Here is a 19,363-nt window from a genome sequence, read left to right on the forward strand (position 1 = left end):
GCGTGGCGCCCAGATGGCCAACTCCCGTTGCGTGCCCGTTTGTTGTCGGTGCGGGGGGATACGGTCCACATGTAGGGGGCAGGGCGTCCACATCACTGGAGACAGCTGTCGGAGAATGGGGCGAGGGTGAGGCGGGAACCCGCTCTCTTCCGACCGCCGCCCCGGACCGCCACCGCTACCGCTACGGCCGCGCCAAGTGCCGCATCGTCAGCGCCAGTTGCAGCCGCAGTCGCCCCTGAGGCGTGCGCACCGGCCAGCCCAGCAGGGACTCCGCGTGGGACAACCGGTCCTGGAGCGTGGAGTGGTGGACGTTGATCTCGGTGGCTGCCGCGCGCAGGCTCGTGGTGGTGGCGACGGCGTTCAAAGTGGCCAGCAACCAGGGCGCGTTGGCCGCCGCGGCTTCCACGTCATGGACGTCGGGCGGCGGTTCGGCACCCGGTGCGACCAGTTCGGCGAGGAGGGCGATGCCGCCGAGCTCGTCGGCGTGCACGATGCGCTGGCCGGGGTCCTGTGCGGTGCCGTCGGCGGTGAAGCGGAGGGCGGTGCGGGCGGCGGCCCAGGAGCGGGGCAGGTCCAGTACGGGGACGGCGGGACCGATGCCCAGGCGGCCGGCGGGCAACTCGGCGTCGGTGTGCGGTGGTTGAGCGCCGGAGCTGTCTGTCGCCGCCTGCGGATCACCGTCCGACACGGGGCGCGGGCCGGACGTACCCGTCGTCTCCCGCGGCGCGGCGACGACCCGGGGCCGTCCGTCGAGCGGGGCGAGAACCCGGGCCCGGGTCGCGGGGTCGGCCGGGTCGAGGCCGAGCCGCCGGGCCGCGTGCAGCCGGGCCGCCTCGGGAGCCGTCACGTCGAGCAGGGTCTCGATCAACTCCGGGTCGTCGGCGGGCACCCGGCCCCGGGTGCGGTCGAGCACCAGCCGTACGACACCGGCCGCCCGCTCCAGGATCACCGCGTCGACGACACTGGGCGCGGCATCCGCTGCACGCTCCAACCAGAGCGCGGAGGCACCGCCCGGCGTCAGCGCGGCGGACGGCCAGGCGGGATCCGGCGGCGACACGCTGTCCCTGCGCGTACCGTCCGCCTCCACCCGCACCCGCACCCGCCGCTCGGCGTCGACCAGCCGCGCGGCACACCCGGCCAGCACCGCCGCCCCGCGCACCAGCGCCTCAAGCCCGGCCCGCGACTCGGCAAGCCGATCGAAGTACCCGATGACCCGCACGGCGGCGCCGGCGTCCGGATCCAGCGCGGTCAGGCGCCCGGCCAGCTCTTTCATATGCCCATGGTGCGGCATGCCTCCGGCGGAGAGGAGGGAAAGGACCTGGGTATCCCGCACGGGCCGTCCCTGGAAGGCGGCGACCGAGGAGTTTCCCTGGTGTGCCGCTCGTGCGCGGCGCGCCGGTGTTGCCGCGGTCGTGGGTTCAAGCCGCTGGCGGCCTCCGCATCGGGTGTGCCATGCCTCCGGCGGAGAGGAGGGACAGGGCGCGGGTATCCCGTACGGTCCGTCGCTGGAGGGCGGCGACTGAGGAGTTTCCCTGGTGTGCCGCTCGTGCGCGGCGCGCCGGTGTTGCCGCGGTCGTGGGTTCAAGCCGCTGGCGGCCTCCGCATCGGGTGTGCCATGCCTCCGGCGGAGGGACGCCCGGCCGAGCGGCGGCGACGCAACACACCGACCGCACCGCGGCCGCGCTCCCACGCCCCTCAAGCCGCTGCCAACAGCCTTCGCGGCACGCCGCTGTCACCGCAGCCGCATTCCCGCGCCCCTCGACCCACCGCGAGCAGCTTCCGCAGCCGGCTCACGTGCGTCGCCCGTTCCTCCTGCGGAATCGGCGCCTGCAGCGCGAGGCCGACGAAGGTGCCCAGCCAACCCGGAACTGTCGCGGCACGCCTCTGTCACCGGCAGCCGTACTCCCCCTCAACTCGCCCCTGTCACCGCAGCCGTACCTCCGCCCCCCTCAACCCGCCCCCAACAACCTCCGCAGCCAGCTGACATGCGCCGCCCGGGCCGCCTGCGACACCGCCGCCTGCGGGGCGAACCCGTCGAAGCCGTGGAAGCCGCCCGGCCAGACGTGGAGTTCGGCGATGCCGCCCGACTGCCAGAGGCGGGAGGCGTAGGTGACCACCTCGTCGCGGAAGGTCTCCGCGGAGCCGACGTCCAGGAAGGCCGGGGGCAGCCCGGTGAGGTTCTCCGCTCGGGCCGGGGCCGCGTACGGCGAGACGTCGGGGGTGCCGCGGCGGTCGCCGAGGAGGGCGGTCCAGCCGGTTTCGTTGGCCGTGCGGTCCCAGATGCCGATGCCGGCCATCTGGTGGGCGGACGGGGTGTCGTTGCGGTCGTCGAGCATCGGGCAGAGCAGGAGCTGGCCGATGGGACGCGGGCCGCCGCGGTCGCGGGTGAGGAGGGCCAGCGCGGCGGACAGCCCGCCGCCGGCGCTCGCGCCCATGATGACGATCCGTTCCGGATCGCCGCCGATCTCCTTCGCGTGCTCCGCCGTCCACAGCAGACCGGCGTACACGTCCTCGACCGGCGCGGGGTGAGGGTGTTCGGGCGCCAGCCGGTACTCCACCGACACCACCACCGCGTCCAGTTCGCGTGCGTAGTCCAGCGCCCCGGTCACCCCGACCCGGTTGTTGCCGAGCACCATCCCGCCGCCGTGCACGTGATAGATGACGGGTAGTGCCCCTTCCGTCGCCGGTGCGGTCGGGCGGCAGATCAGCAGGGAGATCGCGGGTTCGCCGACCGGTCCCGGCACCTCCCGGTCCTCGATGGCGAAGGCGCCGTCCAGGGTCAGGTCCAGTTGCATCGACTCCATGATCGCCGGGCCCCGGCGGATCTCGTCGATGTCCTCCATCGTCAGCCCGGGCGAGATGAACTCCTTGATCAACTCCAGCGCCGCGGCGAGTTCGGGGTCGAACGGAGGCGGGGGCGGGGTGGACGTCATGTGCTTCTCCTGACGCTGGGCGCGGCGGCTCGTACGGCCATACTCCGCGCGTCCACCCGCGATCCACCCTCCGCCGTCCGGCGGAACCTCTCCGCCGGACGGCGGGTGCCTTGCCAGGACGTGATCTGTTGTTCACCTGCGGGACGTGGAAGGGATGCCTCACGCAGACAACGATGTCGAAACCCCTGTGGCCCCCTGTATCACCTCATCTGCCGATTCCTGTACCAGGAGCACCACCCGTGAACATCTCCCTGACCGTCTGGCTGCTGACGATCGCCGCCCTGTGCGCCCTCGTCGGAGTCGACTTCCTGATCGGCCGCAAACCCCACGACGTCTCCGTCAAGGAAGCCGGCGTCTGGACCGTGGTCTGGGTCGTGCTGGCCTGTCTGTTCGGGCTCGGGCTGCTCATCTACGGCGGGAGCAGGCCGACCGGGGAGTTCTTCGCCGGGTACATCACCGAGAAGTCGCTGAGCGTCGACAACCTCTTCGTCTTCGTGCTGATCATGGGCAAGTTCGCGGTGCCGTCCCAGTACCAGCAACGGGTGCTCATGGTCGGCGTCCTGGTCGCCCTGGTGCTGCGCGCCGGCTTCATCGCGGCCGGTGCCGCGATCATCTCCACGTTCTCCTGGGTGTTCTACATCTTCGGCGCGTTCCTGATCTGGACCGCCTGGAAGCTCGTCCAGGACGCCCGCAAGGGCCACGGGAACGACGAGTACGAGGAGAACAAGCTCCTCAAGATCGCCGAACGCCGCTTCGGCGTGGCCGACCGCTACCACGGCACCAAGCTGTTCATCACGGAGAACGGCAAGCGCATCATGACCCCGATGCTGGTCGTGATGCTCGCCATCGGATCCACCGACGTGCTCTTCGCGCTCGACTCCATCCCCGCGATCTACGGCCTCACCCAGGACCCGTACATCGTCTTCACCGCCAACGCCTTCGCCCTGATGGGCCTGCGCCAGCTGTACTTCCTCATCGGCGGTCTGCTGAAGAAACTCGTCCACCTCAGCTACGGCCTGTCGATCATCCTCGGCTTCATCGGCGTCAAGCTCGTGCTGCACGCCCTGCACGAGTCCGGTGTGCACGTCCCGCAGATCTCCATCCCCTTCTCCCTCGGCTTCATCGTGCTGGTCCTGGCGGTGACGACGTTCACCAGCCTGCGCGCCACGAGGACGCAAAGCGCTTGACTTCGAGAGCGCTCGAAGACCTACCGTCACGAGGGACGGTCAAGGTCCGGGTGGACCGCGAAGTGGACTGTGAGAGGGAGTCGGGCATGCGGGTCGGCGTACACATCAACCGGTTCAACCATCCCGGAGGGCCGGCGGCGGTCGGGCCCGAGCTGGCCGCGACGGGCGCCGCGGCCGAGGCGGCGGGCGTCAGCTGGCTCTCGGTGATGGACCACTACTTCCAGATGGAGTTCAACGGCGGCGCCGAGGACGCCATGCTGGAGGCCTACACCACGCTCGGCTTCCTGGCCGGCAACACCTCCACGGTCCAGCTCGGCGCGCTGGTGACCGGAGTGACGTACCGCAATCCCGGACTGCTCGCGAAGATCGCCACCACGCTCGACGTCCTGTCCGGCGGCCGGGCCACGCTCGGCATCGGGGCGGCCTGGTACGACCGTGAGCACCACGGTCTCGGCGTGCACTACCCGCCGGTCGCGGAGCGGTTCGAGCGGCTGAAGGAGACCCTGCGGATCTGTCTGCAGATGTGGGACCCGGAGACGAACGGCCCCTTCGAGGGCAGGCACTACCAGCTCGCCGAGACCCTGTGTGTGCCCGCGCCGATCAGCAGCCCGCACCCCGAGATCATGATCGGCGGCGGCGGGGAGAAGAAGACCCTCCGGCTGGTCGCCCAGTACGCCGACGCCTGCAACCTGATCGTGTCGACGCCGGACGAGCTGCGCCACAAGCTCGACGTGCTGCGCGGTCACTGCGACAACCTGGGGCGCGACTACGACCGTATCCGCAAGACGATCGTCCACACCGGGGAGTCGGTCACCACGGGCGACCTCGACGCGTTCCTGCGGGAGATCGACGGCTTCACGAAGTTCGGTGTCGACACGGTGATCCTGGGCCCGCGCACGGGCGAACCGGTCGAGTGGATCGAGCGGTTCGTGGCACCCGCGGTGCCGCGCCTGGCCGAACTGGACTGACCGGAGCGACAGTTGGGACACGAAGGGGCCGGAGTCCGTGTGGACTCCGGCCCCTTCGGCTGTGCGGCGGGGTGCCTGGATCAGGCGGCGACGACCTCGCCCGCGTGGCCCTTCAGCTGGGCGAGGACCTCGGTCAGCTGGGCCACGACCTCGGCGTCCTCGGACGGGTGGGTCTCGGCGAAGCGGACCACGGAGCTGGGGATCGAGAGCTTGATCTCCTCGATCACCTTGCCGCCGGCGATGCCCACGGCCTTGCGGGCCTCGTCCTGCGCCCACACGCCGCCGAACTGGCCGTAGGCGGTGCCCACCACGACGACCGGCTTTCCGCCGAAGCCGCTGGCGCCGTAGGGGCGGGACAGCCAGTCGATGGCGTTCTTCAGGACGGCGGGGATGGTGCCGTTGTACTCGGGGGAGAAGAAGAGGAACGCGTCGGCGTTGCCGGCGGCCTCGCGGAGCTTGGCGGCGGCGGCCGGAACGTTGCCCTCGACGTCGATGTCCTCGTTGTAGAACGGGATCTCGGCGAGACCCTCGAAGATCTCGATGTCGGAGCCCTCGGGCGCGAACTTCACGGCGGCCTCGGCGAGCTGGCGGTTGTGCGAGCCGGCACGCAGGCTGCCGACGAGCGCGAGGATACGAACAGACATGGGGGACTCCAAGGGGGGCTGAAACACTGCTGTAACGATCCGGACCGAGGTCCGTTTAAAAGTTGTACCAGGCTAAGCGGACCGCGGTCCAGTTTTGTTCCCAGTGCTTTACGCTGTCTTCATGTCCAGCGCCCTGCCGCCCTTTCCGAAGCCCGAGGAGTCGATAAGCGAACCCCAGTTGCTGGAGGTCCGCTCCTACGCCGACGAGCCCTGCCTGCGTGCCGACGCGGCCCGCAACCGAGCCAAGCTGCTGGAGGCCGCCGCCCGGCTGATCGCCGAGCACGGGGTGGCCGGCGTCACCATGGAGGCGGTCGCCGCCGCCGCCCAGGTCGGCAAAGGGACCGTCTTCCGCCGCTTCGGCGACCGCACCGGCCTGCTGATGGCGCTGCTCGACCACTCCGCGCAGACGCTCCAGGCCGACTTCCTCGGCGGCCCGCCCCCGCTGGGCCCCGGAGCCCCGCCGGTCGAGCGGCTGCGGGCGTTCGGTGTGGCTGTCCTGTACCGCTCGGCGGAGCAACTGGACCTGCAGCTGGCCGCCCAGCCGGAGCCCACCCGCCGGTTCGCCCACTCCGCGCTCCGGGCGCTGCGCACCCACGTCACGATGCTGCTGCGGCAGATCCTCCCGGACGCCGACTGCGAGCTGCTGTCCCAGACGCTGATGGCGTATCTCGACCCGGCCCTGATCAACCATCTGACCAGGCAGTGCGGGATGCCCATGGAGCGGCTGGAGGCGGGCTGGATCGACCTCGTCGCCCGCATCACCCGTACGCAGCCGCCCAGTTGAGCCCGTCCCGGTGAACAGCCCGGCTCAGCCCATGCTCGCGAAGAAGTCGAGCATGCCCTGCGGTGCGTCCTCGCCGAACATCAGGACCCCGTTCGCCGCGGACTCCGCCGCCGACTCCTCACTGCGCGGGAACAACTTCGCCTCGTAGGCGGCCAGCGCGGCCTCGGTGTCGCCGGGGTGCGCGGCCAGCGCCTCGCCCAGCTCGGCCCCGTCGAGCATGGCCAGGTTGGCGCCCACGCCCGCGAACGGCGACATCACATGGGCCGCGTCGCCCAGCAGCGTGACCCCGGGCACCCGCTCCCAGCGGTGCCCGATCGGCAGGGCGTGGATGTGGCGCGGGGTCAGCGGCCCGTCCGCGTCGGCGAGCAGCGCCCGCAGGCTCTTGTCCCAGTCCGCGAAGTGCTCCAGGGTGTACGCCTTCCCCGCCTCGGTGTCCGTGAAGTCGACGCCGTCGAACGCGTCCTCGGGGACGGCCAGCGCCACGTAGATGTGCAGGCTGCCGTCGGTCTCGCGGTGGGCCAGGAAGCCCTTGCCCGCGCCGAGCGCCATCATCATGCCGCCGCCGACGACCTCGGCGCTCACGGGATGCCGTACGTCGGCGTCCGGCAGGTCCACCTCGACGAACGAGATGCCGACGTACGCGGGCTTCGCGTCCGAGAGCAGGGGCCGCAACCTGGACCAGGCGCCGTCCGCGCCGATCAGGAGGTCGGTGGTGAAGGAGGTGCCGTCCGCGAGGGTCACCTCGTGCCGGCCGCCGTCGAGCGGGCGGGCGCCGATGACCTTCGCGCCCCAGCGGACGGTGCCCTCGGGCAGCGAGCCGAGCAGCAGGTCGCGCAGCTGGCCGCGGTCGACCTCGGGGCGCCCTCCGGTGCCGTCGTCGGGGTCGTCCACGAGGACCGCGCCGGACTTGTCGAGGACGCGGGTGCTCTCGCCGCCCGGGTGGACCAGCGCGCGGAACTCCTCGTACAGGCCCGCCGCGCGCAGCGCCGGCTGACCCGAGTCGTCGTGGATGTCGAGCATGCCGCCCTGGGTGCGCGCGGCGGGGGAGGCGTCCAGGTCGAAGACGGCGGCCTCGACGCCGTTGACGTGCAGGACCCGGGCGAGCGTGAGCCCGCCGAGTCCGCCGCCGACGATCGCGATGGGGTGATGGGGGGTGGTCATGGTGGCCTCCTTGAAGTGGGCGGGAAACAGCGTCAGTTGGGAACGGCGGTCCGCTCGATCCCGTTGATCAGTGCCTGGAACCGCCAGGACAAGCGGGCCGAAGGCGCCCCGGCGAGCAGGTCGCCGGAGCGTGCCGCGATGTGCGGGTGGGTCCGGTCGGACACCGTGCGCACGGCGTCGGTCAGGGCGTCCCAGTCATCGCGGCCGGTGTCGTCGCCCGAGTGCTCGGCCGCCGTCGCGGTGGCCTGCTGGAGCAGCAGGTCCACGCCCCACGCGGCCTGCGCCGGTGGAACACCGCCCTCGTCGAGCAGGGTCAGCAGAGTCTCGATCAGGTTCAGGTAGTGCGGGCCGCTGGGCCAGGCCGTCAGCGCCGAACGGGCGAGGCTCGGGTGCTCGAAGAGCATCGCGGTGTACGCGGTGAGCACCTGCTCGATCCGCTCCCGCCAGGAACCCTCGGCGGGTGCCGGCCCGATCGTGCCGAGCAGCTCGTCCAGCACCGCCGCGTGCAGCTCCGCGGTGTTGCGGACGTACACGTACAACGAGGCCGGACCGGTGTCGAGCTCCTCGGCCAGACGTCGCATGGTGACCTTCTTCAGACCCTCCGCGCGGAGGACCGTCACCGCGGCGGCGACGATGCCCTCCCTGCTCAGGGCGGGTTTCGCCGGTCGGTCACGGCGGCTGCGCGGGGTGTCGGGGCGAGCTGTCATGCCTCTACGGTAACGAACATGTTCGCTCCGAACAAGTTCGTGACGAACGTGTTCGTAAAATACCGGACCATGCTGCCCTCGTGACGGCCGTTCCCCCGCCGCACTCTCCGGCCCCGGCTTCTGCCAAGATGCCGTACGTCATGGTGCAGATACCGAAAACGCCCGCAGCTCCGTCGCCCGCACCGCGCTCCGTGCCCACGAGCGCCGATGTGGCCCGCCTGGCCGGCGTCTCACGCGCGACCGTCTCCTACGTCCTGAACAACACCAGCGCCGTACGGATCAGCGAACCCACCCGCCGTCGCGTCCACGAGGCCGCCAAGGAACTCGGGTACGTCCCGCACGCGGCGGCCCGCAGTCTGCGCGCCGGGCACAGCCGCATGGTGCTGATGCCGGCGCCGACCATGCCGGTGGGCCTCCTCTACAGCCAGTTCATCAACGAACTCCAGTGGGCGCTCAGCCGCCTCGACTACACGGTCGTGCAGCACGGGTCCGTCGGTCTGCGCGGCGACGAGGCCGCCCGCGCCTGGGCCGAACTGCGCCCGGTCGCCGTCCTGGTGCCCGGCGCCGGGCTCGGCCCGCAGGGTGTCGAGGTGCTCAAACGCTCCGGTGCGCGGGCCGTCCTCACGCTCGGCCCCGAGAAGGTCGAGGGCGCTCACGCCCTGCTGCTGGACCACGAAGGTGTCGGCCACTGCGCCGGCGCGCATCTGTACGGCCGCGGCCGGCGCCGGATCGGCGTGGTCGTGCCCGAGGAACCCGGCATGGGGGTCTTCTCCCGGCCCCGCCTCGACGGTGTGCGCCGCGCCCTGCTCGGCACGGACGCCACGGCGACCGAACTCCCGCTCGCCTACAGCGAGGAGAGCGCCGCCCGGACCGCCGCCCGCTGGCGCGCCCTCGGCCTCGACGCGGTGTTCACGTACAACGACGAGTACGCGATGCTGCTGATGCGCGCCCTCCAGGACGAGGGCATCCGCATCCCCGAGGACACGGCCGTGATCGGCGCCGACGACCTCATGATCGGCCGCCTGTTGCGCCCGCGCCTGAGCACCGTCCACATCCAGCTGCCGTCCGGCCACGAGCTGGCCGAACTGGTCGACAGCGCGGTCCGCGAACCGGGTGGGGTACCGGGTACACACGAACTGCTCGGCGCGTCGGTGGTACACCGCGACTCCAGCTGACCGGGGTGCGGTGCGTGCGGCTGCGAGGCGGGGGAGTCGGCGACCGCACCGCGGGCGATCCGGCCGTACGCGACTAGGATGTTGCACGGTCAACCAGACAGGGATGCGTACGGACACCGGACGCGGCTCGCACGTCTGTGCCGGGTCACCGCATCCCGCCGCGCGGCCGCCCAACCGGCCGCGCGCACAAGGGACTTGCGCTGCCGGCGTGGGTCCCGCCGGTGACGGATCGGAGAACCGCCATGACTCTGCTCGACCCCAAGACCTGGCAGCCCCGCCCCCTCTCGGGCCCCGAGTACCCGGTCACCGAGCCCGCCACCGGCGACACGCTCGGCACCGTCACGCTCGCCGCCGCCGGGGACATACGGCCGGCCGTCCAGGCGGCCCGGACCGCGCAGGCCGAGTGGGCGCGCGTCCCGCACTTCGTCCGCGCCGGTGTGCTGCGCAAGGCCGGTGACCTGTTCGCCGCGCACGCCGAGGAGCTGCGCGAGTGGATCGTGCGGGAGTCCGGCTCGATCCCCGGCAAGGCGGACTTCGAACTGCACGTCGCCGCCCAGGAGTGCTACGAGGCCGCGGCCCTCGCCTCCCGCCCCGCCGGGCAGGTCCTGCCCACGGAGGCGCCCCGGCTGTCGTACACCCGGCGCATCCCGGTCGGGGTCGTCGGCGTGATCGCGCCCTTCAACGCCCCGCTGATCCTCTCCATCCGCTCGGTCGCCCCGGCGCTCGCGCTCGGCAACGCGGTCGTCCTCAAGCCGGACCCGCGCACGGCGGTCTGCGGGGGGCTGTCGCTCGCGGCGGTCTTCGCGGAGGCGGGCCTGCCCGAGGAGCTGTTGCAAGTACTGCCCGGTGGCGCCGACGTGGGAGCCGCGCTGGTCGCCGACCCGCAGGTGCCCGTGATCTCCTTCACCGGCTCAACTGCCGCCGGTCGCGCGGTCGGTGAGGCGGCGGGGCGTCATCTCAAGCGCGCACACCTGGAGTTGGGCGGGAACTCTGCCCTGATCGTGCTGGCGGACGCCGACCTGGACGCGGTGATCTCCACGGCGGCCTGGGGTTCGTTCTTCCACCAGGGCCAGATCTGCATGACGACCGGCAGGCATCTCGTGCACGAGTCGCTCTACGAGGAGTACGTCGAACGCCTCGCCGCCAAGGCCGACTTGCTCGCCGTGGGCGACCCGCACCGCGCGCAGGTCCACCTCGGCCCGATCATCGACGGCACCCAACTGGCCAAGATCCACGGCCTGGTCGAGGCGAGCACGGCAACTGGCGCCAGGCTGGCGGCCGGTGGGACCCACGAGGACCTCTTCTACCGGCCGACCGTCCTCGCCGACGTGGACGACGCCACCCCCGCCTACGCGGAGGAGGTCTTCGGCCCGGTCGCGCCGGTACGGTCCTTCGCCACCGCCGACGAGGCGGCGGCGCTGGCCGCGACGGGACCGTACGGCCTGTCGCTCGGCATCGTCACGCGCGACAGCGCCCGCGGCCTGGACCTGGCGGAACGCATCCCCACCGGGATCGTCCACATCAACGACCAGACCGTGAACGACGAGGCCGTGGCCCCCTTCGGCGGGGTCGCCGCGTCCGGCACCGGCGCCCGCTTCGGCGGCGAGGCCAACCTGGAGGCCTTCACCGACGTGCGCTGGACGACGGTGCGCGGGGACGTGGCGTCGTACCCCTTCTAGTACTGGCGAAGAGGCTTAGATCCAGTACTGACGAAGAGGCTTACTGGCCGTTCTGCTCGGCCTGCTCCTGCTGCTCGGCGACGGACTTGCGGACCTCGTCCATGTCGAGCTTGCGGGCCTGGCCGATGACGTCCGTCAGGGCGGCCTCCGGCAGGGCGCCGGGCTGGGCGAACACGGCGACGCGGTCGCGGACGATCATCAGCGTGGGGATCGACTGGATGCCGAAGGCCTGCGCCAGCTCGGGCTGGGCCTCGGTGTCGATCTTGCCGAAGACGAGGTCCGGGTTCTCGTCGGCCGCCTTCTCGTAGACCGGGGCGAACTGACGGCACGGCCCGCACCAGGACGCCCAGAAGTCGATCAGGACGAAGTCGTTGTCCGTGACCGTCTGGTCGAAGTTCTCCTTGGTGAGCTCCACGGTGCTGCTCATGACGTGATTCCCTCTTCCTCGATGTGGGGGCGAAGCCGTCCCGGACAACACGGTCGTCCGGTCCCGTATTCCGCGCCCCTACCCGTGTGGCCACAGCGCACACCACCCAGCAGACTGACCCCATGACGGAAACGGAATCCATCGCGTACGACGTCGTGGTGCTCGGGGCCGGGCCCGTGGGGGAGAACGTCGCCGACCGCACCCGTGCGGCCGGTCTCTCCACCGCGATCGTGGAGAGCGAACTGGTCGGCGGCGAGTGCTCGTACTGGGCGTGCATGCCCAGCAAGGCCCTGCTGCGCCCGGTCATCGCCCGCGCCGACGCCCGCCGCGTGCCCGGCCTCGGCCACCTCGTCCAAGGCCCCCTCGACACCGCCGCGGTGCTCGCCCACCGCGACTACGAGGCCTCGGGTTGGAAGGACGACGGCCAGGTCCAGTGGCTCGACGGCATCGCCGCCGACCTCTACCGGGGCCACGGCCGCCTCGACGGCCCCCGCAAGGTGACGGTGACGGGCCCCGACGGCGTCCGGCACGTCCTCACGGCCCGGCATGCCGTGGCGGTCTGCACCGGCACCCGCGCCCTTCTGCCGGACATGCCCGGACTCGACGAGATCAAGCCGTGGACCAGCCGCGAGGCCACCAGCGCCAAGGCCGCGCCCGGCCGGCTCATCGTGGTCGGCGGCGGGGTCGTCGCCGTCGAGATGGCCACCGCCTGGCAGGCCCTCGGCTCCCGCGTCACCCTCCTCGTCCGCGGCAAGGGCCTGCTGCCCCGCATGGAGCCCTTCGCCGGCGAACTGGTCGCCGACGCGCTCACCGAGGCCGGCGTCGACGTGCGCACGGGCACGTCCGTCGCGTTCGTGACCCGCGAGAACGGCACCGTCATGGCCTCCGTCGAAGGCGGCGACCGCATCGAGGCCGACGAGATCCTCTTCGCCACCGGACGCGCCCCGCAGACCGACGACATCGGCCTCGACACGATCGGCCTGGCACCGGGCTCCTGGCTGACGGTGGACGACACCCTGCGCGTCCAGGACAGCGACTGGCTGTACGCGGTCGGCGACGTCAACCACCGCGCCCTCCTGACCCACCAGGGCAAGTACCAGGCCCGGATCGCGGGCGCCGCGATCGCCGCCCGCGCCGAGGGCGTCCCGCTGCTGGAGACCGACCCGTGGGGCGCCCACGCGGCCACCGCCGACCACGACGCGGTGCCCCAGGTCGTCTTCACCGACCCGGAGGCCGCGTCCGTCGGCCTCTCCCTCGCCGAGGCGGAACAGGCCGGCCACCGCGTCCGCGCGGTCGACGTCGAGTTCTCCTCGGTCGCCGGCGCCGGCCTCTACGCCGACGGCTACCGGGGCCGCGCCCGCATGATCGTCGACCTGGACGAGGAGATCCTGCGCGGCGTGACGTTCGTGGGCCCCGGCGTGGGCGAACTGATCCACTCGGCCACGATCGCCGTCGCCGGCCAGGTCCCGATCAACCGCCTGTGGCACGCGGTCCCGTCCTACCCGACGATCAGCGAGGTATGGCTACGCCTGCTGGAGGCGTACCGAGGCTGAACACACCCGATACCTATGGGTAGTTGAGCCGATTCCCTACGGCAGCTCGAAGCCGAGCGCAGCCGACGCCGCATCCGGTGTCGGCTGCGCCCAGCGCTCCGCCATCGCCTCGTTCGAGGACAGCGAGCGCAGCTCGGCCCGGTCCAGGTAGAGCAGGCCGTCGAGGTGGTCCGTCTCGTGCTGGACGATCCGCGCGGGCCACCCGGTGAACACCTCGTCCACCGCCCGCCCGTGCTCGTCCTGCCCGGTCAGCCGCACCGAGGCGTGCCGCGCGACCACGGCCTGCCAGCCCGGCACGCTCAGACACCCCTCGAAGAACGCGGCCCGGCCGTCACCGACGGGCTCGTACGACGGATTGACCAGCACCCGGAACGGCTGCGGCACCCGCCCGCGCGCCACCCGCACCTCGTCCGGCACCGGCGCCGGATCCTCGATCACCGCGATCCGCAGCCCCACCCCGACCTGCGGGGCCGCGACGCCCACGCCCGGCGCCGCGTGCATGGTCACACGCAACGCCTCGATGAACCGGGCCAGCAACGAGGGCTCCAACTGCCCCTCGAACGGCTCGATTCCGCGCCTGAGCACCGGGTCACCGGCCGAGACGATGGGCAACGGGCCGTCGGCGGCGAGGAGTTCCTCGACCTGCTCGGCCAGGGGTACGCGATCACTGGGAAGTGCCATCGCGCCAGGATGCCACGGCTCCCGGCGCCACCCGATGTGACCCACGCCATACACATCCACGGGAACTCGCGGCCTTCACGCCCCGACTACTGGACCACTACGGCCACGACACATCACCCGCTCGACTCCTCGCCCCCGTCCCCCTCCTCCTCGCCCCCGGAGAAACCTGCCCATGTCCACCGCTCCCTCGACCACCACGGCCGAGGCCCCGCAAGAGCCGACCCCGGCACCGTCCCCCAGCCGCTGGGCCCCGCTGCGCCCCCTGGTCCTGCGTCTGCACTTCTACGCCGGAGTGCTCGTCGCCCCGTTCCTGCTCGTCGCCGCCACCACCGGCTTCCTGTACGCCGGTGCCTTCCAGGCCGAACGGATCGTGTACGCCCATGAGTTGACGGTCCCCGTCGGCGACCGCGAACTGCCGATCTCGCAGCAGGTGACCGCCGCCCGCACGGCACACCCCGAGGGCACGGTCTCCGCGGTCCGACCCTCCCCGGAGGCCGGAGTCACCACCCGCGTCATGCTCTCCGGCGTCAAGGGCATAGCCGCCGACCACACCCTCGCGGTGTTCGTCGACCCGTACACCGGAAAGGTCCGCGGCGCGCTCGAACAGTACGGCTCGACCGGCGCGCTCCCGCTGCGCACCTGGATCGACGAACTCCACCGCGATCTCCAACTGGGCGAAACCGGCCGCCTGTACAGCGAGTTCGCCGCGAGCTGGCTGTGGGTCATCGCGGGCGGCGGTCTGGTGCTGTGGTTCTCCCGGCGCCGCGCCCTGCGCAAGGTGCGCGGCACGAGCGGCCGGCGCCGCACCCTCGGCCTGCACGGCACGGTGGGTGTCTGGACCGCCGTGGGCTTCATCTTCCTGTCGGCGACCGGACTGACCTGGTCGACCTACGCCGGCGCCAACATCGACCAACTCCGCACCTCCCTGGGCCAGTCGACTCCCTCGGTGTCGGCCGCGGCGAGCGGTGAGCACGCGGGCCACGGCGGCTCCGCCGCGACCGGCGACGCCCAACACGGCGTAGGACTCGACAAGATCCTCGCCGCCGCACGCGCCGAAGGGCTCGGCAACCCGGTCGAGATCGTCCCGCCCGCCGATGCCAAGTCCGCGTACGTCGTCCGACAGGTCCAACGCAGCTGGCCCGAGAAGCAGGACGCGGTCGCCGTCGACCCGGCCACGGGCAAGGTGACCGACGAACTCCGCTTCGCCGACTACCCGTTGCTCGCCAAACTCACCCGCTGGGGCATCGACCTGCACACCGGCGTCCTCTTCGGCCTCGTCAACCAGATAGCCCTGATGCTGCTCGCCGGCTCCCTGATCCTGCTGATCGTGTGGGGCTACCGCATGTGGTGGCAGCGCGGCCGGGGTTCGTCCTTCGGCCGCCCGATCCCGCGCGGCGCCTGGGCCCAGCTGTCCCCGCTGGTTCTCGTCCCGTGTCTGGCGGTGATCGCCGTACTCGGCTATTTCGTACCGCTGTTGGGGATTCCGTTGGCCGCGTTCATCGCGGTGGACGTGGTGCTGGGCGAGATCGCGCACCGGCGCGGGCAGCGGACGTACGCGAAGTAGCGACGCACGCGAAGGGGCCCGGTTCCGCGTCGGAACCGGGCCCCTTCTCTGCTTGAACTCTGCCGCGTCTCAGACCTGCTCGAAGTCACCCGCGAGCGCCGAGGCGATCCGCAGGTGCGAGCCGGCCTCCTCGTGCCGCCCCTGGCGCTCCAGCGTGCGGCCCAGCATCAGCCGCGCGTAGTGCTCCACCGGGTCACGCTCCACGAGGACCCGCAACTCGGCCTCGGCGCGCCGCAGTTGGGCCGAGTGGTAGTAGGAGCGCGCCAGCAGCAGGCGCGGCCCGGTCTGCTCGGGCACCTCCTCGACCAGCCCGCCCAACACCCGCGCCGCCGCGGCGTAGTCCTTGGCGTCGAAGAACATCTGCGCGCGCTCCCAGCGCTCCGCCGGTGTCCCGTGGTCGTAGTACGTCATGTCCACTTGACCTCCTTCGATCTGCCACAACGGCCGGTGTTGGTTGAATATTCCACTACCTTCCGGAGGTGGCGGCCAGCTCCGCGTTCGCCCGCTCGGTGACCAGGGTCAGCACGCGGCCGGTGGCCAGCAGGTCCTCCTCGGGGATGTCGCCCCAGATGCGGGCGCTCGCCGCGCTCGTCTCCTGCACGATCCGTTCGTACAGGGCCCGGCCCGCGTCCGTGATCCGCACCTCGGACGCGTCCGTCGCGACGAGTCCGGCGGTGATCAGTTCGTCGATGGTGCGCGTTATGGAGTCCTCGCCGGTCTTCAGGGCCGCGACGGTGTCCGCGGTGAGCCGTGCGCGGTCGACGGGTTCGGCGGCGAGCGCGACCGGCCGCAGGACGATCTGCTGCTGGAAGTCGAGGTCGTGCCGGGTGAGGACGCTCTCCAGAACGGCGCGGGCGGCGTAGTGGGCCAGGCCGAGCGTGCGGGCGTCCGCGGGGGATGTGGTGGTGGTCATGGCTGCTCCTTCTCGTGCTCACTCTCAGGGACAGGTGCAAGGGGTGTGTCGAGCAGGATCGTCAGGTCCCGGCTGAGCTCCCGGGCCCGTGCGCTGTCGAGGCCGCCGAGCGGCTCCAGCAACTGCTCCAGAAGTCCGTGGACGACCTTGATCGCCCGCCGGGTCACCTCGCGGCCCTGTTCGGTGAGGGCCAGTTGGACCGCTCGGGGGTCCCGGGGGTCCCGGGTGCGCTCGACGAGGCCGGCGGACTCCAGGGCGCGGGCCAGCTTCGAGACGTAGAGGGCTTCCAGGCCGGTGTGGTCGGCGAGGTGACGCTGACTGGGGCGCAGCCCGGAACGCTGCATGCCGTACAGCGACGCCACCAGGGAGTACTGCGCATGGGTCAGTCCCAGGGGTGCCACCGCGCGGTCGACCGCCACGCGCCACTTCATCGACAGTCGCCAGACCAGGAAACCGGGCGTCGCGCCCTCGGATGCCGTACTCATGGTCGATACAGTACATGGCTACTATGTCCATGGCTACTATTTTTCGGACGGAAGGACGACTGGGTGGGGCGGGGGTGGCCGCCGGTGAGGGGCTGACGGGCTGGGTCGGTGAGGAGTCCGCGGACTGACGGAAAGGCCTCGGCGGGACTAGGTTGTCGCCATGAGCAATCTTGATCGCGAAGCGGTTCCGGCCCTGTGCGGCGGCCGCGGTTTCGTGGTGGCGGAGCCCGTCCGTGAACTCCTCAGCCCGCGCCGGGTACAGCTCGGCGAGTCCACCGAAGTCCGCCGACTGCTGCCCAACCTGGGCCGCCGTATGGTCGGCGCGTGGTGCTTCGTAGATCACTACGGTCCCGACGACATCGCCGACGAGCCCGGGATGCAGGTGCCCCCGCACCCCCACATGGGCCTGCAGACGGTGAGCTGGCTGCACGAGGGCGAGGTGCTGCACCGCGACTCGACCGGCAGCGTCGCGACGATCCGCCCGCGCGAACTGGGCCTCATGACCTCCGGCCGCGCGATCAGCCACGCCGAGCAGAGCCCCAAGACACACGCCCGCTTCCTGCACGGCGCACAGCTCTGGGTCGCCCTCCCCGACAGCGACCGCCACGTCGACCCGCACTTCGAGCACCACGCCGAACTACCGGTCGTCACGGCGCCGGGCCTGCGCGCCACGATCGTCCTCGGCGACGTCGACGGCGCGGCCTCGCCCGGCACGACGTACACCCCGATCGTCGGCGCGGACCTCGCCCTCGCCGCCGGCGCGGACGTACGCCTGCCCCTGGAACCGGACTTCGAGTACGCCGTCCTCGCCATGTCCGGCGAGGCCCACGTGGACGGCGTCCCGGTCCTCCCGGGCTCGATGCTCTACCTCGGCTGCGGCCGCACCGAACTCCCGCTGCGCGCCGCGTCGGACGCGGGGCTGATGCTGCTGGGGGGTGAGCCGTTCGACGAGGAGCTGATCATGTTCTGGAACTGGATCGGCCGCACGCAGGAGGAGATCCAGCAGGCCCGCATGGACTGGATGACCGGCACCCGCTTCGGCGAGGTGAAGGGGTACGACGGGGCGCCGCTGCCGGCCCCTGAACTGCCTCCGCTGGCGTTGAAGCCGCGGGGGAGGGTGCGCTGACCTGCTGGGACGTGCCACAGGGTTGCCTGGCGCGGGCGTGCGTGGACTTCCGTCCACGGCACCTGGGCGGGCTTCGGTGGTGCCAGGTGCCGTGAGTCGGACACAGGGGCGGCGAGCATCGGTTGCGGCAGTGTCCACGGCACAGCCAGTGCCTTCCATCCAGCCCGCCCGTCGGCAAACCGAGTGCGCGTGTGCACCCGGCTACCGGCCCGACCACGGCAGGTCGGCGCGCTACAACACTTCGCCACCGGGAATCAGGCCGCGACGAGCTCCTGTTCGCGGTCCGGTGTCTTGACCTTGGGCTTCTTGTTCGGCAGGGAGAGCCGGAAGACCTTGTGCCACGCGGAGAACACCTGCTTGGGCAGCGGTCCGGTGACGTACTCCAGCTCGTACTTCTCGAACAGCGCGCGCACCTTCACCGCGACCTCGGCGTAACGGTTGCTCGGCAGGTCCGGGAAGAGGTGGTGCTCGATCTGGTGGGAGAGGTTGCCGGTCATGAAGTGCATGGCCCTGCTGCCGCTGATGTTCGCCGAGCCCATCATCTGGCGCAGGTACCACTGGCCGCGGGTCTCGCCCTTGATCGACCGGCGCTCGAAGACCTGCACGCCCTCGGGGAAGTGCCCGCACATGATCACCGAGTGGGTCCAGATGTTGCGGACCAGGTTCGCGGTGAACGTGGCGCCGAGCGTGGGGAGGAACGACGGGCCCGACAGCAGCGGGTGGATCACGTAGTCCTTGAGCACCTGCTTGCGGATCTTGCGGCCCACGGCCTTGGCCCGTGCGCGGAACTCCGGGTTCTTGCGGCGGCGCTTGTTGAGGTTCTTGCCGAGTTCCAGGTCGTACGCCGCGATGCCGTACTCGAAGAAGCAGGCGTTGATGAAGTTCCACAGCGGCTGGCCGAGGTGGAACGGGTGCCACCTCTGGTCCTCGTCGACGCGCATGATGCCGTAGCCGAGGTCGTTGTCCTTGCCGATCACGTTCGTGTAGGTGTGGTGCAGCTCGTTGTGCGAGTGCTTCCACTGCTCGGACGGCGAGACGTGGTCCCACTCCCAGGTGGTGGAGTGGATCTTCGGGTCCCGCATCCAGTCCCACTGGCCGTGCAGGATGTTGTGGCCGATCTCCATGTTGTCCATGATCTTCGCCACGGACAGACCGGCGGTGCCGACCAGCCACGCGGGTGGGAAGAGCGAGAACAGCAGCACGCCCCTGCTGACCAGTTCGAGCTTGCGCTGCGCCGAGATGACCTTACGGATGTAGGCGGCGTCCTTCTCGCCGCGGCCGGCGATCACCTCGTCGCGGATCGCGTCCAGCTCGCGGCCGAGTTCCTCGATCTGCTCCGCGGTCAGGTGGGCGGTGGGGTCGGTGGCGGTCAAGGT

At 71.3% G+C, this 19,363-nt stretch carries 19 protein-coding genes; 8 read left to right on the top strand and 11 right to left on the bottom strand.

Translation table 11 applies throughout. The features are described 5' to 3' along the window. Nucleotides 1-181: 181 nt before the first annotated feature. Nucleotides 182-1,273 (bottom strand): helix-turn-helix domain-containing protein, encoded by a 1,092-nt coding sequence (locus tag OG496_RS48335; RefSeq protein WP_405975425.1) that lies wholly within the window; start codon nt 1,271-1,273, stop codon nt 182-184. A gap of 676 nt (nt 1,274-1,949) precedes the next feature. Further along, nucleotides 1,950-2,933, bottom strand: a complete 984-nt coding sequence (locus tag OG496_RS48340; protein ID WP_405975426.1) for an alpha/beta hydrolase — start codon at nt 2,931-2,933, stop codon at nt 1,950-1,952. 239 nt (nt 2,934-3,172) lie between these two features. Between OG496_RS48340 and OG496_RS48345 the strand changes: the two genes are divergently transcribed. After that, complete coding sequence (locus OG496_RS48345) at nt 3,173-4,120, top strand: TerC family protein (protein WP_405975427.1); 948 nt, start codon at nt 3,173-3,175, stop codon at nt 4,118-4,120. An 86-nt stretch (nt 4,121-4,206) separates the two neighbouring features. Next, entirely contained in the window at nt 4,207-5,088 is an 882-nt protein-coding gene (locus tag OG496_RS48350; protein WP_405975428.1) for an LLM class F420-dependent oxidoreductase, read from the top strand. Between the two features lie 80 nt (nt 5,089-5,168). On the opposite strand, the gene OG496_RS48355 is transcribed toward OG496_RS48350, so the two are convergent. Further along, complete coding sequence (locus OG496_RS48355) at nt 5,169-5,732, bottom strand: NADPH-dependent FMN reductase (protein ID WP_366491706.1); 564 nt, start codon at nt 5,730-5,732, stop codon at nt 5,169-5,171. A 103-nt stretch (nt 5,733-5,835) separates the two neighbouring features. On the opposite strand from OG496_RS48355, the gene OG496_RS48360 reads away from it, so the two are divergent. Continuing rightward, a complete protein-coding gene (locus OG496_RS48360) occupies nt 5,836-6,516 on the top strand; it encodes a TetR/AcrR family transcriptional regulator (protein WP_405975429.1) in 681 nt (226 codons plus the stop codon). Between the two features lie 24 nt (nt 6,517-6,540). Here OG496_RS48360 and OG496_RS48365 read toward each other — a convergent pair whose 3' ends face one another. Both OG496_RS48365 and OG496_RS48370 read right to left on the bottom strand, forming a co-directional pair. Next, on the bottom strand, nt 6,541-7,677 hold the full coding sequence (locus OG496_RS48365; protein WP_405975430.1) for an FAD-dependent oxidoreductase: 1,137 nt from the start codon (nt 7,675-7,677) through the stop codon (nt 6,541-6,543). A gap of 32 nt (nt 7,678-7,709) precedes the next feature. Further along, nucleotides 7,710-8,384, bottom strand: coding sequence for a TetR/AcrR family transcriptional regulator (locus OG496_RS48370; protein ID WP_405975431.1), 675 nt, complete (start codon nt 8,382-8,384; stop codon nt 7,710-7,712). Nucleotides 8,385-8,524: 140 nt separating this feature from the next. On the opposite strand from OG496_RS48370, the gene OG496_RS48375 reads away from it, so the two are divergent. Further along, nucleotides 8,525-9,559, top strand: coding sequence for a LacI family DNA-binding transcriptional regulator (locus tag OG496_RS48375; protein ID WP_366492136.1), 1,035 nt, complete (start codon nt 8,525-8,527; stop codon nt 9,557-9,559). A gap of 242 nt (nt 9,560-9,801) precedes the next feature. Beyond that, nucleotides 9,802-11,238, top strand: a complete 1,437-nt coding sequence (locus OG496_RS48380; protein ID WP_399390034.1) for a benzaldehyde dehydrogenase — start codon at nt 9,802-9,804, stop codon at nt 11,236-11,238. A 40-nt stretch (nt 11,239-11,278) separates the two neighbouring features. Here OG496_RS48380 and trxA read toward each other — a convergent pair whose 3' ends face one another. Further along, entirely contained in the window at nt 11,279-11,665 is a 387-nt protein-coding gene (gene trxA, locus OG496_RS48385) for a thioredoxin (protein ID WP_033278987.1), read from the bottom strand. Between the two features lie 122 nt (nt 11,666-11,787). On the opposite strand from trxA, the gene OG496_RS48390 reads away from it, so the two are divergent. Next, the gene (locus OG496_RS48390; RefSeq protein WP_405975432.1) at nt 11,788-13,218 is read left to right on the top strand and encodes a dihydrolipoyl dehydrogenase family protein; all 1,431 of its coding nucleotides are present in this window, start codon (nt 11,788-11,790) and stop codon (nt 13,216-13,218) included. A 36-nt stretch (nt 13,219-13,254) separates the two neighbouring features. On the opposite strand, the gene OG496_RS48395 is transcribed toward OG496_RS48390, so the two are convergent. Next, complete coding sequence (locus OG496_RS48395) at nt 13,255-13,899, bottom strand: peptide deformylase (protein WP_405975433.1); 645 nt, start codon at nt 13,897-13,899, stop codon at nt 13,255-13,257. Nucleotides 13,900-14,071: 172 nt separating this feature from the next. Here OG496_RS48395 and OG496_RS48400 point away from each other — a divergent pair, with 172 nt between their 5' ends. Continuing rightward, the gene (locus tag OG496_RS48400; protein WP_405975434.1) at nt 14,072-15,463 is read left to right on the top strand and encodes a PepSY-associated TM helix domain-containing protein; all 1,392 of its coding nucleotides are present in this window, start codon (nt 14,072-14,074) and stop codon (nt 15,461-15,463) included. A 69-nt stretch (nt 15,464-15,532) separates the two neighbouring features. Here the strand turns inward: OG496_RS48400 and OG496_RS48405 are convergent, their stop codons facing one another. The 3 genes from OG496_RS48405 to OG496_RS48415 are packed head-to-tail and all read right to left on the bottom strand — an operon-like array spanning nt 15,533 to nt 16,861. Continuing rightward, on the bottom strand, nt 15,533-15,880 hold the full coding sequence (locus OG496_RS48405) for a tetratricopeptide repeat protein (protein ID WP_033278983.1): 348 nt from the start codon (nt 15,878-15,880) through the stop codon (nt 15,533-15,535). 49 nt (nt 15,881-15,929) lie between these two features. Beyond that, complete coding sequence (locus OG496_RS48410; RefSeq protein ID WP_405975435.1) at nt 15,930-16,376, bottom strand: MarR family transcriptional regulator; 447 nt, start codon at nt 16,374-16,376, stop codon at nt 15,930-15,932. Continuing rightward, nucleotides 16,373-16,861, bottom strand: a complete 489-nt coding sequence (locus OG496_RS48415) for a MarR family winged helix-turn-helix transcriptional regulator (RefSeq protein ID WP_405975436.1) — start codon at nt 16,859-16,861, stop codon at nt 16,373-16,375. Before OG496_RS48415 ends, OG496_RS48410 begins: the two co-directional genes overlap by 4 nt. Before the next feature lie 160 nt (nt 16,862-17,021). Between OG496_RS48415 and OG496_RS48420 the strand changes: the two genes are divergently transcribed. Beyond that, on the top strand, nt 17,022-17,987 hold the full coding sequence (locus OG496_RS48420; RefSeq protein ID WP_405975437.1) for a pirin family protein: 966 nt from the start codon (nt 17,022-17,024) through the stop codon (nt 17,985-17,987). Nucleotides 17,988-18,241: 254 nt separating this feature from the next. Here the strand turns inward: OG496_RS48420 and OG496_RS48425 are convergent, their stop codons facing one another. Beyond that, entirely contained in the window at nt 18,242-19,360 is a 1,119-nt protein-coding gene (locus tag OG496_RS48425; RefSeq protein ID WP_405975438.1) for a fatty acid desaturase family protein, read from the bottom strand. Nucleotides 19,361-19,363 lie beyond the last annotated feature (3 nt).

The organism is Streptomyces sp. NBC_00988, from assembly GCF_045162645.1.
Taxonomy (GTDB): Bacteria; Actinomycetota; Actinomycetes; order Streptomycetales; family Streptomycetaceae; genus Streptomyces.

What these genes read in the sequence shown, in the direction of transcription:
- OG496_RS48390 (WP_405975432.1), top strand. Translation starts at nt 11,788, where the DNA reads ATGACGGAAACGGAATCCATCGCGTACGACGTCGTGGTGCTCGGGGCC.
- OG496_RS48415 (WP_405975436.1), bottom strand. Translation starts at nt 16,861, where the DNA reads ATGAGTACGGCATCCGAGGGCGCGACGCCCGGTTTCCTGGTCTGGCGA.
- OG496_RS48335 (WP_405975425.1), bottom strand. Translation starts at nt 1,273, where the DNA reads ATGAAAGAGCTGGCCGGGCGCCTGACCGCGCTGGATCCGGACGCCGGC.
- OG496_RS48365 (WP_405975430.1), bottom strand. Translation starts at nt 7,677, where the DNA reads ATGACCACCCCCCATCACCCCATCGCGATCGTCGGCGGCGGACTCGGC.
- OG496_RS48380 (WP_399390034.1), top strand. Translation starts at nt 9,802, where the DNA reads ATGACTCTGCTCGACCCCAAGACCTGGCAGCCCCGCCCCCTCTCGGGC.
- OG496_RS48355 (WP_366491706.1), bottom strand. Translation starts at nt 5,732, where the DNA reads ATGTCTGTTCGTATCCTCGCGCTCGTCGGCAGCCTGCGTGCCGGCTCG.
- OG496_RS48400 (WP_405975434.1), top strand. Translation starts at nt 14,072, where the DNA reads ATGTCCACCGCTCCCTCGACCACCACGGCCGAGGCCCCGCAAGAGCCG.
- OG496_RS48375 (WP_366492136.1), top strand. Translation starts at nt 8,525, where the DNA reads ATGGTGCAGATACCGAAAACGCCCGCAGCTCCGTCGCCCGCACCGCGC.
- OG496_RS48340 (WP_405975426.1), bottom strand. Translation starts at nt 2,933, where the DNA reads ATGACGTCCACCCCGCCCCCGCCTCCGTTCGACCCCGAACTCGCCGCG.
- trxA (WP_033278987.1), bottom strand. Translation starts at nt 11,665, where the DNA reads ATGAGCAGCACCGTGGAGCTCACCAAGGAGAACTTCGACCAGACGGTC.
- OG496_RS48370 (WP_405975431.1), bottom strand. Translation starts at nt 8,384, where the DNA reads ATGACAGCTCGCCCCGACACCCCGCGCAGCCGCCGTGACCGACCGGCG.
- OG496_RS48395 (WP_405975433.1), bottom strand. Translation starts at nt 13,899, where the DNA reads ATGGCACTTCCCAGTGATCGCGTACCCCTGGCCGAGCAGGTCGAGGAA.
- OG496_RS48350 (WP_405975428.1), top strand. Translation starts at nt 4,207, where the DNA reads ATGCGGGTCGGCGTACACATCAACCGGTTCAACCATCCCGGAGGGCCG.
- OG496_RS48420 (WP_405975437.1), top strand. Translation starts at nt 17,022, where the DNA reads ATGAGCAATCTTGATCGCGAAGCGGTTCCGGCCCTGTGCGGCGGCCGC.
- OG496_RS48410 (WP_405975435.1), bottom strand. Translation starts at nt 16,376, where the DNA reads ATGACCACCACCACATCCCCCGCGGACGCCCGCACGCTCGGCCTGGCC.